The organism is Streptomyces sp. NPDC111520 (assembly GCF_055635295.1).
Genome location: NZ_JBVKBW010000015.1, coordinates 96,870 through 109,798 on the forward strand (window position 1 = coordinate 96,870; position 12,929 = coordinate 109,798).

Sequence of the window (12,929 nt, forward strand, 5' to 3'; positions counted from 1 at the left end):
CCCTGATACACCGCCCGCGCCCGCGGGGTTCCCGTCCGCGGGAAGGGAAAGGGGCTTGCCGCCGATTGCCTACCGCCGCCGGGCCGAGTCCGCGACGGCGACCGCGCGGGCCAGGTCGGGCACGCCCTCCAGGCGCAGCGTCGTCACCCCGCGCTGCCAGACCAGGGTCGGCCCGGCCGTCCGGGGCGGCTCGCGGCGGGTACGTCCGTCGGGATCGACCAGCTGCACGTAGTGGGGCTCCGCGAACCACACCCCGTAGTCGCTCCCGCTGCCCACCTCGACCCATTCGGCCGCGTCGCCGACCCTCTTGAGGAAGACCATGTCGATGGTGGCCCGGAACTGGTCGAGCCGTACCGTGCGCCCGTCCACCCGCCAGCTCATCGACAGCACCCGGCCCCCGTCGACGACCGCCACCCCGTCGGGATCGCCCAGCTCCGCCGGCACGTACGCCCCGTCCAGCGGTGCGTCCCCCCGCACCGGCGGCGGGGCGCCCGTGCCCGGACGGGCGGAAGGGTCCCGCCGCACGACGACACCGCCGAAGCCGAACCAGTCCGCCACCGCGGCCCGCACCGGCGGCGTCAGCACCAGCACCACCAGCAGTCCGCACAGGACGGCCGTCAGGGCCCGCCACCGCGCCGCGGCCCACGCGCGCACCCGCGCGCCGCGGCCCCGCGCGGGGGCGCCCGGCGCGGGACCGCCCGGCGCCGGGACCGCCTCGGCCAGCAGCCGGGCCAGCACCTGCTCGGCCACGGAGTCGGGCGACGGCGCCGGGATCTCCAGCCGCCGGCCCGCCTCGCGCAGCTCCTCCGGGAGCCGGTCGGTCATGGGCGCCGCCCCCCGTCGTCGCACCGGCCGGCCGGCACCGGCTCGCCCAGCCCCGCCCGCAACCGGGCCAGGGCCCGGTGCAGCCGGGACTTCACCGTGCCGCGCGGCCAGCCGAGCACCGTCGCCGTCTCCTCCTCGTCCAGGTCCAGCAGATAGCGGCAGGTGACCACCATCCGGTGCGGTTCGCTGAGCGCCTGCACGGCGGCCAGCAGCTCCGCCCGGCGCTCCCGCGACACCGCCAGCGACTCCGGGTCGTCCGCCGCGGGGGGCAGCGCCTCCAGGGCGGCGTTGCGTTCCACCGCCGACCGCAGACGGCGCGCCGCGCGCCCGGCGTTGCGCGCCTCGTTGGCGACGATCCGCAGCAGCCACGGGCGGAAGGCCGCCCCCTCCTTGAAGGTCGCGAGCGCGCGGTACGCCTTGACGAACGAGACCTGCACCACGTCCTCCGCATCGGATCCCGCGCCGAGCAGCACGGCGGTACGGTGCGCGACGTCCGCGTGCAGGCGCACCAGCTCCGCGTACGCCTCCCGCTCACCGGCGCGTACGCGCGCGATCACCGCCGCCTCCCCCTCCGTGGCGGACCCCCTTCGCTCACCCGGCGCCGCCCCCGTGCGGCACACGTCACCCCTTCTACACCGCCGCCCGCCCCCGGGTTCCCACCGCGGCCGTGGAATCCTCGCGGACCTGAGAGAATGAGTGCCATGGCTCTCGATCGTCCCCGTGTGCTCTCCGGCATCCAGCCCACCGCAGGTTCGTTCCACCTGGGCAACTACCTGGGCGCGGTCCGCCAGTGGGTGGCGCTGCAGGAGTCCCACGACGCCTTCTACATGGTCGTCGACCTCCACGCGATCACCGTGCCGCAGGACCCGGCCGAGCTGCGCGCCAACACCCGGCTCGCCGCAGCCCAGCTCCTGGCCGCCGGGCTCGACCCGGAGCGCTGCACGCTGTTCGTCCAGAGCCACGTCCCCGAACACGCGCAGCTCGGCTGGGTGTTCAACTGCCTCACCGGCTTCGGCGAGGCGTCCCGCATGACGCAGTTCAAGGACAAGTCCGCCAAGCAGGGCGCCGACCGGGCCACCGTCGGCCTGTTCACGTACCCGATCCTGCAGGTCGCGGACATCCTGCTGTACCAGGCGAACGCCGTCCCCGTCGGCGAGGACCAGCGCCAGCACATCGAGCTCACCCGCGACCTCGCGGAGCGCTTCAACGGTCGCTTCGGCGACACCTTCACCGTCCCCGACGCGTACATCGTCAAGGAGACGGCGAAGATCTACGACCTGCAGGAACCGCTGTCGAAGATGAGCAAGTCGGCGGCGTCCCCCAAGGGCCTGATCAACCTGCTGGACGAGCCCAAGTCCTCCGCGAAGAAGATCAAGAGCGCGGTCACCGACACCGACACCGTGATCCGCTACGACGAGCAGGAGAAGCCGGGCGTCAGCAACCTGCTGACCATCTACTCCACCCTCACCGGCACCGGAATCCCGGAACTCGAGCAGAAGTACGAGGGCAAGGGCTACGGTGCGCTCAAGACCGACCTCGCGGAGGTCTTCGTGGAATGGGTCACGCCCTTCCGCGAGCGCACCCAGGAGTACCTGGGCGACCCGGAGACGCTGGACTCGGTCCTCGCCAAGGGCGCCGAGAAGGCCCGGTCCGTCGCCGCGGAGACCCTGGCGAAGGCGTACGAGAGGATCGGCTTCCTGCCCGCCAAGCACTGACGGCCCCCTCCCCTCCCGGACGCCCGGGAAGAGGGGCCTTAGGTCCCGCGCAGGTGTGACGGACGACGCTCGCGCGGGAGGCCGCGCGCGCGTCACACTGGCAATGACGGAGTTGTGCCCGCACGGCGTGCGTACGGTACGACGAACCGACCCGGGGAAGGGGTGAACGCGTGGGAAACCGCATGATCGGCGTGTCGATCGCGGTCCCCGAGCCTTACGGCAGCCTGCTGCAGCAGCGCCGTGCCGGCTATGGAGACCCGCTGGCGTACTGCATCCCCACCCACGTCACGCTGCTCCCGCCGACCGAGGTGGACACCGCGCTGCTCCCGGCCTTCCGGGAGCACCTCGCGCAGGTCGCCGCCACCGGCAGGCCCTTCCCCATGCGGCTGGAGGGCACGGCCAGCTTCCGGCCCGTCACCCCGGTCGTCTACGTCGACCTCGTCCAAGGCGGCCCCGACTGCGCCGAGCTGCAGGAGCGGGTCCGCTCGGGCCCGGTGCGGCGCGAGCTCCAGTTCCCGTACCACCCGCACGTCACCATCGGCCACGGCATCCCCGACGAGGCGCTGGACCGCGCGCAGACGGAGCTCGCCGGCTTCGCCGCCACCTGGACCGCCGGCTGCTTCTCGCTGTACGAGCAGGACGACGAGGGTGTCTGGCGCACCGTGCGGGACTACCCCTTCGGCGGCGGCGCCGCCGGGCACCGGCTCGTGCCGCACCAGCCCGGCGCGTGCGAGCCGCTCAGCACGGCTCCCGCGGGCGGCCCGCCGCACGGGTGAGCGCACCGGGCGCGGCCGAGCACGACGGCCCGCCTACGCTGCCGCCATGCACCCCACACTCGCCGCGGACCGCGCGCACCTCCCCGAACTCCTCCAGGCCGTGCGGGACCTGGCCGCCCGTGAGCTGGCGGCCGTCGACGACCGCCCGGCGGCCCGCCCCGGGCCCGCGCCCGAGCCGCAGCCGCTGCCCTTCACCGGAACCGGCGCGGAGGCCGCGCTCGCGCTCTTCGAGCGGCGCTGGGCACCCGGCTTCTCGGGCAGTGCCGGACCGCGCTACCTGGGCTTCGTCACCGGGGGAGCGACCCCCGCCGCCGTCGCCGGGGACTGGCTGACCAGCACCTACGACCAGAACGTCTCGGCGGGCGGCGACTCGTCGGCCGCGGCCCTGGAACGCGAGACCGTCGGCTGGCTCCGCACGATGCTCGGCCTCGGCGAGGAGCACAGCGGCGCCTTCGTCACCGGCGCGACCGTCTCCAACACCGTGGGCCTGGCGGTGGCACGCGAATGGCTCGGCGAGCGGCGGGGGCTGTCCGTCTCCCGTGACGGGCTGGCAGCGCTCGGCCCGGTGACGGTGCTCTCCGGCACCCCGCACTCCAGCGTCGACAAGGCCCTGTCCGTGCTCGGCCTCGGCCGGTCGTCCCTGACCTCCGTGCCGGTGCTGCCCGGTGGCCGCGAGGCGGTGGACGTCGACCGCCTCGACGCGGCGCTGACGGCGCTGGAGGGCCGCCCGGCCGTCGTGGTCGCGAACGCCGGCACCGTCAACACCGTCGACTTCGACGACCTGCGCGCCGTCGCCGCCCTGAAGGAGCGGCACGACTTCTGGCTGCACGTCGACGCCGCGTTCGGCGGCTTCGCCGCGCTGTCGCCCGCGTACGCGCACCTCACCGAGGGCATCGAAGCCGCCGACTCCGTCTGCGTCGACCTCCACAAGTGGCTGAACGTGCCCTACGACGCGGCCGTCCAGTTCACCCGCCGTCAGGACCTCCAGGTCAGGGTCTTCCACAACGCCTCGCCCTACCTCGGCCTGCCCGCCCTCCCCGACCCCGACTTCCTCCACCTCACCCCCGAGAACTCCCGCCGGCTGCGCGCCCTCGCCGCGTGGTTCTCGCTCACCGCCTACGGCAGCGAGGGCCACCGCGAGGTCGTCGAACGCAACGCCGCCTGCGCGCGACACCTCGGCGAGCGCGTCGAGGCCGACCCCCGCCTGAGGCTGCTGGCGCCCGTCCGGCTCAACGTCGTCTGCTTCACCCTGGCCGGCGACCCCACGGCCGAGCGCGTTGCCGCGTTCGTCCGCGCCGTCGCCGCCTCCGGGGAGGCCTTCCTCACCCCGACGGTCCTCCACGGCGTGCCCGCGGTGCGCGCCGCCTTCAGCAACTGGCGTACATCCGGGGCCGACACGGACCGCGTCATGGACGCGATCGCCGTCGCCGCGGCGGCCGCCACCTAGAGTGCACGTCGTGACGGAGGGTAGGCGCGCGGTATGGAATGGCTGACTCGGCTCCCAGTGATCGGACCGTGGATCGCGCGGCTCATGCGCACCCACGCCTGGCGCACGTACGAGCACCTGGAGGGCGTGCACTGGACGCGGCTGGCCGCGGCGATCACCTTCGTCAGCTTCGTCGCGCTCTTCCCGCTGCTGACCGTCGGCGCCGCCGTCGGCGCGGCCCTGCTGTCCCCAGGTCAGCTCAAGGAACTCGAGGGCAAGCTGAGCGAGCAGGTCCCGGGCATCGCCGACCAGCTCAACATCGGCGGGCTCGTGGACAACGCGGGCACGGTCGGTGTCATCGCCGCCGTCCTGCTGGTCCTCACCGGCGTCAGCTGGGTCGGCGCCCTGCGGGACTGCCTCAGGGCGGTCTGGCACAAGGACGACGAGCCGGAGAACCCGTTCCTCCAGAAGCTCGAGGACTTCGGCGTCCTGGTCGGCCTGGGCGCCGTGGCACTGCTCTCCGTCGCCTGCTCGGTCCTCGCCGGGACGGCCGTCGGCCGCCTCGGCGACGCCATCGGCCTCGACGAACACGGCCCCGGGCGGGCCCTGTTGTCGGTGGCGGGCTTCTGCATCGCCGTCCTCGTGGACCTGCTGATCCTCGCCTACCTGCTCACCCTGCTGCCCGGGGTCACGCCGAACCGCCGCGACGTCGTCGTCGCGAGCCTCATCGGCGCGATCGGCTTCGAGCTGCTGAAGCTGCTCATCAGCGGCTACCTGCAGAGCGTGGCCACCAAGAGCATGTACGGCGCCTTCGGGGTGCCCATCGCGCTGCTGCTCTGGATCAACTTCACGGCGAAGCTCCTGCTGTACTGCGCTGCCTGGACGGCCACCCCGCACAGCGCGGAACTGGCCGCCGCCCGCGCCGGGCGGCCCGAGGAGCCGGGTGAGCCCGAACGCGGGCGGGCCGCACGGCCGGAGCGACCGGAAAGGCCCGAGCGGCCGGAGCGGCCCGAGCGCCCCGAGACCGCCTGACGCCGTGCGCGCCCCCGCCGGTCAGTAGGCGGGGGTCGCCGGCCAGGCGCCCCGGCCCGCCAGGTCGACGACGAGGGCGGCGATGTTCCACGAGTCGTCCTCGCCGCGGTGGTGGCGGCCTTCCAGGGGCAGCCCGATGAGCCGCAGCGCCTCCGCCATGCCGGGGCGCTTGGTGAGGCGGTGGGCCTGGGTGAAGAGCGTCTTGACGTTGATGTGCCGGCCGCCGAAGGGGTACGTCGTGCCGGTGGCCCGGCACTGGCGGTTGAACTGGTGGCGGTCGTAGTCGCCCCAGCTCGCCCACGGGCGTGATCCCGCCCGGTGCTCGACGGCGAGCAGCTTGCACGCGTCCGCGAAGTCCAGCCCCGCGTCCACCTCGTCCTGCGTCAGACCGGTCAGCTCGGTGCAGAAGGGACTCACGGTGGAGCGCGCGGGCCGCACGAGGACGCGGTGGCGGGCGACGCGCTCGCCCGCGACGACGTCCACGACGGTCAGCCCGATCTCGATGATCTCGCTCACCGAGCCCTGCGGCGGCTCGCCGTCCCAGCACGTCGCCTCGACGTCTATGACGTTCAGGAGTCCCAGGTCACTGTCCATGGCGCGAACACTACGTCGAGATCCGGCCACTGGTCACTACTGTTTACGGATGGTTTTGTCACTCTGAGTTCGAACCAGACCGTCTTACCGATGCCGTACGGCCGAGGTTGAACGTTCCAGGCGTCGGCGAGCATCTCCACGAGCGCCAGCCCGCGCCCCGACTCGTCCGTCGCGGAGGCCCGCCGCGGTACGGGCGGGTCGTCGCAGGCGTCGCAGACCTCCACCCGAAGGACCCCCGCGACCAGGCCCGCCCGGGCGGCGATCCGCCGGTCCGGCGGAACCCGCGCGTGGCGGACGGCGTTGCCCATCAGCTCGCTGAGCAGCAGCACCGCGGTGTCCGTCGCCTCGGCGTCGAGGCCCCACACGAGGGACTGTTCGCGCAGCAGGGCCCGCGCCCGGCCGACACTGCGCGGGTGGCGCGAAAACCACCACCCGACAGGGGGAGTTGTCTCGTTCATGGCTCAAAAGTGCAGGTCGCGGCGTACGGTCGGGAGGAGCGGCGCGAGTACGGAGGGTGGTTGTACCCGAGTGGCGAGTGACGTGTCCCCGCCCCCGATGGCGTGGCGGTACTGCGGCAACCAGGTCAAACTCTGGCGCGAGCACGCCGGCGTCACGCGCGAGCAGCTGGCCGACGAGGCGGGGTACGGCTACGAGACGGTCAAGTCGATGGAGCAGGGGCGTCGCCGCCCGACGCAACGGCTGCTCCAGGTCGCGGACGGGCTGTGCGGGGCGCAGGGCAAGTTGACGGCGGCGGAGGCGTTCCTCAGGCCTGAGCGCTTCCTGTCGTACGCCCGGGACTTCATGCGTTACGAGGCCGAGGCGATCGCCCTGAACACCTACGAGCCCCAGTTCATCCCGGGGTTGCTGCAGACCGAGGAGACCGCGCTCGCGTTGTTCCGCGCCCACTGGCCGCCGCTGGACGACGAGACCATCGAGGAGCGCGTGACTGCGCGGCTGGCCCGGCAGGCCCTACTGGACAGGCAGACACGGGCGTTCAGCTTCACGATCGGTGAGGCGGCGCTGCGGTACCCGGTGGGCAGCGGGGAAGCGCACGTCCGGCAGCTGGAGCGCCTGCTGGAGGCCGGGGCCCGTCGCAACGTGAACGTCCAGGTGATGCCCTTCGGCGGTGCGCATCCCGGCCTCAACGGCCCTTTCGTCCTGCTGGAGACCTCGGAACACCTGCACCTCGCCTACGTGGAGGGACACGAGACCGGCGTGCTGCACTCGGACTCGGAGAAGGTCAGCATCATCGCCCAACGGCATGCCATGATCCTCCGACGGGCCCTCGGGCCCGGGGAGTCGGAAGCGTTCATCGGGAAGCTTGCGGAGGAGCTGCGGCCATGAACGGCGAGCTGACCTGGTTCAGGTCCACCCACAGCGACACCGGCGGAGGCAACTGCGTCGAGGTCGCGTTCGGGCCCGGCGCGGTCCTGGTGCGGGACTCCAAGGACCGGGCCGGGGCACGGCTGGCGTTCACGCCCGCCGCGTGGGCGGAGTTCGTGGCCTACGCCGCCACGCGCGGCGCGGACGACGCCGGGCGACGACGCCCATCAGCGCCGCGATGACGAACGGCGTGGCCGCGTAGCGGCCGTCGAGGCGGACGGACCCATCGGGTCAGCGCAGGAAGTGCGCGACGGTGAACCATGCGGCGGCCAGCACCAGCACGGTGATCAGGATGTAGCCCACCAGGTAGACCCCGGCGAGCACGGCCGCCGGGGCGGCGATGACCCAGCCGGCGCGTCCGGCGGGGGTCTTGGCCCTGAAGGCCGAGCGGACGCAGTACGCGACCGCGACGAGGCCCAGGACGAGCCCGATGACCGACAACATGCCCATGGCGTGCTCCCATCCCGTACCGGTTCCCTGGTTCCTGGGTACTGGCAGGGCCGTCCCCGTGGCAGGGGGCGGTCGCAGCGGGGTGGGCGCACGAGCCGCACGTGCGCCGTCGAGCGCCCCCCCTGGCCGGGGCATGTGCGCGTGGCACGGGACGGCTGCGGCCGGTGGCGTGCGCCACCGGCCGGGGACGGCGGGATCAGGCCACGTCTTGCCGGGGTCAGGACGTGCGGTCGGCGGCGGTCCCGGCCTTCCGCCCGGTGCCGTCGTCCGCCGCGGAATCCTCCGCCGCGGCCTCCTTCTCCGTCACTTCCTTCGCGCCGGTTCCGCCCTCCGCGTCGGCCTTCGCGTCGGACTTCGCGTCGGCCTCCGCGTCGGCCTCCGTAGTGCCGGCCTTCTGCCCGTCCGCCTCTTCCTCCGCCGCCTCCGCGGGCTTCGCGGCAGCGTCGTCGCCGGGCTTGGTCGGGGCGGGGATGACGGCCTTCGCCGTCCGCTGCGGCAGCGGCCAGCGGCGGCGTACGAGGTAGGCCAGGGCGGCGACGACCAGCACCGAGCCACCGGTGAGCGCGAGGGCCGTCCAGGCCCCGCCGCCGCCACCGGAGGGGGTGGGCGCCGCGGCCTGCTGCGGGGCCTTCCTGCTGGGGGAGGCGGAGGGGGAGGGGGACGCGGAGGCCGATGCGATGGCGGACTTCGGCGGCACCAGGATGCCGACGGGGGTGACCATGCCCTCCGCCTCGAAGCCCCAGTCGAGCAGCTTCGCCGCCTCCTTGTAGGCCATGTTGTGGCCGTCGCCGGGGTGCATGACGGTCACCAGCAGTGTGCGGTCGCCGCGCTGCGCGACACCGGTGAAGGTGTTGCCCGCGTTGGTGGTGTAACCGTTCTTCACACCCGCGATGCCCTGGTAGGAGGGGAGGTCGTAGTCACCGGAGAGCAGCCGGTTGGTGTTCTGGATCTCGAAGCTGCTGCGCTTCTTGGTGCCCTTCTTGCCCTTCTTGCCCTTGGTCTTCTTCCACTCGCCGGGGAACTGGGCGCGCACGGTAGAGCAGTACTCGCGGAAGTCCGCGTTCTGCAGGCCGGAGCGGGCGAAGAGCGTCAGGTCGTACGCCGAGGAGACCTGGCCGGGCATGTCGTAGCCGTCCGGGGAGATCACGGTGGTGTCGTCCGCCTGGAGGTCCTCCGCCTTGCGCTGCATCTCCAGGACGGTCGCGTCCACGCCGCCGTTCATGGAGGACAGGACGTGGACGGCGTCGTTGCCGGAGCGGAGGAAGACCCCGAGCCACAGGTCGTGGACGGTGTAGCTGAGGTTCTCCTTGACGCCCACGAGGCTGCTGCCCGCGCCGACGCCGTCGAGGTCGGAGGGGAGCACCTTGTGCGTCTGCGTCTTGTCGAGCTTGGGCAGCAGCGTGTCCGCGAAGAGCATCTTGAGGGTGCTGGCGGGCGGCAGCTTCCAGTGCGCGTTGTGCGAGGCCAGCACCTGCCCCGTCTCGGCGTCGGAGACGATCCACGACCGCGACGTGAGCTTGTCCGGCAGGCCGGGAGCGCCGGCGAGCGGGCTGACCTGGGTGCCCGGCTGCCCCAGCCGGTCCCCGCCGACCTCCGACATCCGCGCGGGCGGCGTCGGGGTGGCGGACGGGGAGGGCTTCTTCGCGTGCGCGACGGGCGCGGTGGCCAGGGCCGTACCGCCGACCAGTGCGAGGACGGACAGCACCATGGCGGAGCGGCGCGCGGCGCGGGGGGAGGAGTTCGGCACGATGAGAAGTTACAGGCCGTCCGGTGACCGCGGCAGGCGTGGGGGGCCGATCGGGTCCGTGACCGATCCCACGTGCCCGATGCGCAACCGGGCGGTGCCCATCGGCGTCTTGGGCGGCGGCCCACGGTGGAGGGACCGGGCGGACCCCGTGGGAGGGGGCCGCGCGGCGGCCCCCATACTGGTCGCATGAAGCTCAGCCGCCCCGTGTCCTGGTTCCTGACCGCCTTCGGGGTGTGGAGCTGGATCGTCTGGACGACGTTCGTCAAGAACCTGTGGAAGGACGCCAGTGGGCTCGCCTTCGAGGGCGGTGACCACGCCTCGCCCACCACATACTTCTGGGTGCACCTGACGCTGGCGATCACCTCGCTCGTCCTCGGCACCGCGATCGGCGTCATCGGCGTCCGGGGTCTGAGAGCTCTGCGGGCGGGCCGGTGATCGTCGTCGTGGTCGCCGTCGTCGCGGCCGTCCTGGCGCTCCTCGGAGGGGTGCACTACTACCTGTGGCGCCGGCTGGTGCGCGACGTGTCCGCGCCGGGCGGCTGGTGGCGGCGGACGGGAACGGTCCTGGCGGTCGTCCTGCCGTTGCTGAGCCTGGGCGCGCTGGTCGGCGGGCGGTCACTGCCGCTCGCGGCCGAGCGGTGGCTGGCCTGGCCGGGCTACCTGTGGCTGGCGGTGCTGCTCTACCTCACGCTGGCGGTGCTGGTCGGCGAGGCCGTACGACCGCTGCTGCGGCTCGCGCTGGAGCGCCGGGAGCGGTCCCGGGGCGTGCGGGTCGCCGAGACCGCCGAGGCCACCGGGCCGGCCGGGGAGGCCGCCGAGGCGTCCTCGCAGCCCCAGCCGGAGCCGCAGCCGGAGCCCCAGCCGGAGCCCGTGACCGCCGGACTGCCCAGGCGGCTGTTCGTGGCCCGTACGGTCGGCGCCGCGGCGGCCGTCGTCGCGGGGGTGACGGTCGGTCAGGGCACTTACGGCGTGCTGCGCGGCCCGCGCCTGAAGTACGTCACCGTGCCGCTCGCCAAGCTCCCCGCGAGCGCGGACGGCTACCGGATCGCCGTGGTCAGCGACATCCACCTCGGCCCGATACTCGGCACGGCGCACACCCGGCGGATCGTGGACACGATCAACGGGGCCCGCCCCGACCTCGTCGCCATCGTCGGCGACCTGGTCGACGGCTCGGTCGGGGAACTGGGTCCCTCGGCGGAGCCGCTGGCCGGGCTCCGGGCGCGGGACGGCAGCTACTTCGTCACCGGCAACCACGAGTACTTCTCCGGGGCCGCGCCGTGGATCGACTTCGTGCGCGACCTGGGCGTCCACCCGCTGGAGAACGCCCGCACCGAACTCGCCGGCTTCGACCTGGCCGGGGTCAACGACATCAGCGGCGCCGAGCACGACCACGCCCCCGACTACACGAAGGCGCTCGGCGACCGGGACCCCGCGCGCGCGGTCGTGCTCCTCGCCCACCAGCCGGTGATGATCGACGAATCCGTCCGGCACCACGTCGACCTGCAGCTGTCCGGGCACACCCACGGCGGGCAGCTGTGGCCGGGCAACCACATCGCGGCACTCGCCAACCCCACGGTGGCCGGACTGGAAACGTACGGCGACACCCAGTTGTACGTCACCCGTGGCGCGGGGGCCTGGGGCCCGCCGGTCAGGGTGGGTGCGCCCTCGGACATCACGATCGTGACCCTGGCCTCACCGCGCGCCTGAATGTGGCCGGAAACCGCTCACCGAACGCGAACAATCTGACACGGAGCGCATTCCCCGCGTCGAAACTGGTAAGGGATGGCGCAACGGAAGGGGGGCGTTCGCTCATGGGGAGAGTGACCTGATGAGGCGCAGTGCGTTCCGGCTGCCCCGGCACCCGACGTCGGTCGGGCTGGCCCGGCACCGGGTACGTGACCACCTCGAGGGCTGGGAGCAGGAGGGCGAGACCGTCGAGTCCGTCGTCCTGGTCGTGTCGGAGCTGGCGACCAACGCCGTTCGGCACAGTCCGCTCCTGGAGCGGGAGTTCGAGGTGGCGGTGACCGTCCACTCGGACGGGTCGTGCGTCGTCGAGGTCTCCGACGGCGGCGCGCAGTCCCGCCCGGTGCCGCGCGACGCGGGGGACGGCGACGAGTCGGGGCGCGGTCTGCGGCTGGTGCAGGCGCTCTCGGACACCTGGGGCGTCCGGGAGCGCGGCCGGTACGGCAAGACGGTCTGGGCGGTGCTGGCCGAGCCCGCCGTGGGCTGACGGGGTGCGCCGCGCGGGCGGCGGGCGCGGCGGGCCGGCTCAGCGCCGGAAGAGGAACTCCGAGAGCAGCTCGCGGATCTCGCGCACGATGGGCCGCAGCAGCCGGTAGCGGGAGAGCCTGAGGATCCGCGCGCCGAGCGGCGCGGTCCGGGCGACCAGCCGCCGGGTGCGCTCGGTGTCGGGGGAGTGGTCGAAGACCCAGTAGACGACGATGCCCATCTGGTACATCCACATCAGTTCGGGCAGCACGGTGGCGAGTTCGGCGTCGACCTTGATGTCGGAGCCGGCGAGCACCCGTTCGTGGATGGAGATGGCGGCGTCGCGGGCCGGGTGCGACTCGGGGGAGAAGGGGCTGAGCGGACTCGCCGGGTCGGCGGCGTTCTTGAAGAACTGCGCGGCGAACTGGTGGTAGGGGCGGGCCACGTCGATCCAGGCGGTCATCACGGTGAGCAGCCGCGCCGCCAGGTCCCGGTCCCCGCCGCCGTCCAGGAGGCCCCGGACCGCGGCCTCGTGCTCGGCGGCGAGGCGGTCGTAGAAGCCCTGGACGAGGTGTTCCTTCCCCGCGAAGTAGTAGTAGGCGTTGCCGACCGAGACCCCGGCCTCCTTGGCGATGGCGCGCATCGTGGTCTTGTCGTAGCCCCGTTCCTCGAAGAGCCGCATGGCCGTCTCGAGGATCAGGGCGCGCGTCTGCTCGCTCTTGGGGGGCCGGGGTGTCCCGGGGGTCGTGCCGGGGGGTGCTTCTTCCACGTCCG

16 protein-coding genes are annotated in these 12,929 nt (G+C 73.2%); 9 read left to right on the top strand and 7 right to left on the bottom strand.

Annotated features, from left to right (window positions below; translation table 11 throughout):
- Positions 1 to 69 precede the first annotated feature (69 nt).
- Positions 70 to 825, bottom strand: coding sequence for a hypothetical protein (locus ACZ7MY_RS30780; RefSeq protein WP_499606549.1), 756 nt, complete (start codon positions 823 to 825; stop codon positions 70 to 72).
- The gene (locus ACZ7MY_RS30785; protein WP_499606550.1) at positions 822 to 1,382 is read right to left on the bottom strand and encodes an RNA polymerase sigma factor; all 561 of its coding nucleotides are present in this window, start codon (positions 1,380 to 1,382) and stop codon (positions 822 to 824) included. The genes ACZ7MY_RS30780 and ACZ7MY_RS30785 overlap by 4 nt, the downstream gene beginning before the upstream one ends.
- 144 nt (positions 1,383 to 1,526) lie before the next feature.
- On the opposite strand from ACZ7MY_RS30785, the gene trpS reads away from it, so the two are divergent.
- The 4 genes from trpS to ACZ7MY_RS30805 all read left to right on the top strand — a co-directional run bounded on the left by trpS (position 1,527) and on the right by ACZ7MY_RS30805 (position 5,774).
- A complete protein-coding gene (trpS, locus tag ACZ7MY_RS30790; RefSeq protein ID WP_499606551.1) occupies positions 1,527 to 2,540 on the top strand; it encodes a tryptophan--tRNA ligase in 1,014 nt (337 codons plus the stop codon).
- Between the two features lie 170 nt (positions 2,541 to 2,710).
- A complete protein-coding gene (locus tag ACZ7MY_RS30795; RefSeq protein WP_499606552.1) occupies positions 2,711 to 3,316 on the top strand; it encodes a 2'-5' RNA ligase family protein in 606 nt (201 codons plus the stop codon).
- 46 nt (positions 3,317 to 3,362) lie between these two features.
- On the top strand, positions 3,363 to 4,763 hold the full coding sequence (locus ACZ7MY_RS30800) for a pyridoxal phosphate-dependent decarboxylase family protein (protein ID WP_499606553.1): 1,401 nt from the start codon (positions 3,363 to 3,365) through the stop codon (positions 4,761 to 4,763).
- A 33-nt stretch (positions 4,764 to 4,796) separates the two neighbouring features.
- Positions 4,797 to 5,774, top strand: coding sequence for a YihY/virulence factor BrkB family protein (locus ACZ7MY_RS30805; RefSeq protein ID WP_499606554.1), 978 nt, complete (start codon positions 4,797 to 4,799; stop codon positions 5,772 to 5,774).
- Positions 5,775 to 5,795: 21 nt separating this feature from the next.
- On the opposite strand, the gene ACZ7MY_RS30810 is transcribed toward ACZ7MY_RS30805, so the two are convergent.
- Positions 5,796 to 6,368: a 3'-5' exonuclease gene (locus tag ACZ7MY_RS30810; RefSeq protein WP_499606555.1), complete on the bottom strand. Its 573-nt coding sequence runs from the start codon at positions 6,366 to 6,368 to the stop codon at positions 5,796 to 5,798.
- Positions 6,344 to 6,826 carry an ATP-binding protein gene (locus ACZ7MY_RS30815; protein WP_499606556.1) on the bottom strand — a complete coding sequence of 161 codons (483 nt, stop codon included), beginning with the start codon at positions 6,824 to 6,826 and terminating at the stop codon, positions 6,344 to 6,346. The genes ACZ7MY_RS30810 and ACZ7MY_RS30815 overlap by 25 nt, the downstream gene beginning before the upstream one ends.
- A 97-nt stretch (positions 6,827 to 6,923) precedes the next feature.
- On the opposite strand from ACZ7MY_RS30815, the gene ACZ7MY_RS30820 reads away from it, so the two are divergent.
- Together ACZ7MY_RS30820 and ACZ7MY_RS30825 are read left to right on the top strand one after the other, a co-directional pair.
- The gene (locus tag ACZ7MY_RS30820; protein ID WP_499606654.1) at positions 6,924 to 7,712 is read left to right on the top strand and encodes a helix-turn-helix domain-containing protein; all 789 of its coding nucleotides are present in this window, start codon (positions 6,924 to 6,926) and stop codon (positions 7,710 to 7,712) included.
- Positions 7,709 to 7,933: a DUF397 domain-containing protein gene (locus tag ACZ7MY_RS30825; protein WP_499606557.1), complete on the top strand. Its 225-nt coding sequence runs from the start codon at positions 7,709 to 7,711 to the stop codon at positions 7,931 to 7,933. The genes ACZ7MY_RS30820 and ACZ7MY_RS30825 overlap by 4 nt, the downstream gene beginning before the upstream one ends.
- Before the next feature lie 49 nt (positions 7,934 to 7,982).
- On the opposite strand, the gene ACZ7MY_RS30830 is transcribed toward ACZ7MY_RS30825, so the two are convergent.
- Positions 7,983 to 8,201 carry a hypothetical protein gene (locus ACZ7MY_RS30830; protein ID WP_499606558.1) on the bottom strand — a complete coding sequence of 73 codons (219 nt, stop codon included), beginning with the start codon at positions 8,199 to 8,201 and terminating at the stop codon, positions 7,983 to 7,985.
- Between the two features lie 217 nt (positions 8,202 to 8,418).
- On the bottom strand, positions 8,419 to 9,909 hold the full coding sequence (locus ACZ7MY_RS30835; RefSeq protein WP_499606655.1) for a D-alanyl-D-alanine carboxypeptidase family protein: 1,491 nt from the start codon (positions 9,907 to 9,909) through the stop codon (positions 8,419 to 8,421).
- A gap of 225 nt (positions 9,910 to 10,134) precedes the next feature.
- Between ACZ7MY_RS30835 and ACZ7MY_RS30840 the strand changes: the two genes are divergently transcribed.
- The 3 genes from ACZ7MY_RS30840 to ACZ7MY_RS30850 all read left to right on the top strand — a co-directional run bounded on the left by ACZ7MY_RS30840 (position 10,135) and on the right by ACZ7MY_RS30850 (position 12,177).
- A complete protein-coding gene (locus ACZ7MY_RS30840) occupies positions 10,135 to 10,383 on the top strand; it encodes an SCO4848 family membrane protein (RefSeq protein WP_499606559.1) in 249 nt (82 codons plus the stop codon).
- Positions 10,380 to 11,654, top strand: a complete 1,275-nt coding sequence (locus tag ACZ7MY_RS30845; protein ID WP_499606560.1) for a metallophosphoesterase — start codon at positions 10,380 to 10,382, stop codon at positions 11,652 to 11,654. The genes ACZ7MY_RS30840 and ACZ7MY_RS30845 overlap by 4 nt, the downstream gene beginning before the upstream one ends.
- A 118-nt stretch (positions 11,655 to 11,772) precedes the next feature.
- On the top strand, positions 11,773 to 12,177 hold the full coding sequence (locus ACZ7MY_RS30850; RefSeq protein ID WP_499606656.1) for an ATP-binding protein: 405 nt from the start codon (positions 11,773 to 11,775) through the stop codon (positions 12,175 to 12,177).
- A gap of 39 nt (positions 12,178 to 12,216) precedes the next feature.
- Here the strand turns inward: ACZ7MY_RS30850 and ACZ7MY_RS30855 are convergent, their stop codons facing one another.
- The gene (locus ACZ7MY_RS30855; protein WP_499606561.1) at positions 12,217 to 12,924 is read right to left on the bottom strand and encodes a TetR/AcrR family transcriptional regulator; all 708 of its coding nucleotides are present in this window, start codon (positions 12,922 to 12,924) and stop codon (positions 12,217 to 12,219) included.
- Between the last annotated feature and the right edge of the window lie 5 nt (positions 12,925 to 12,929).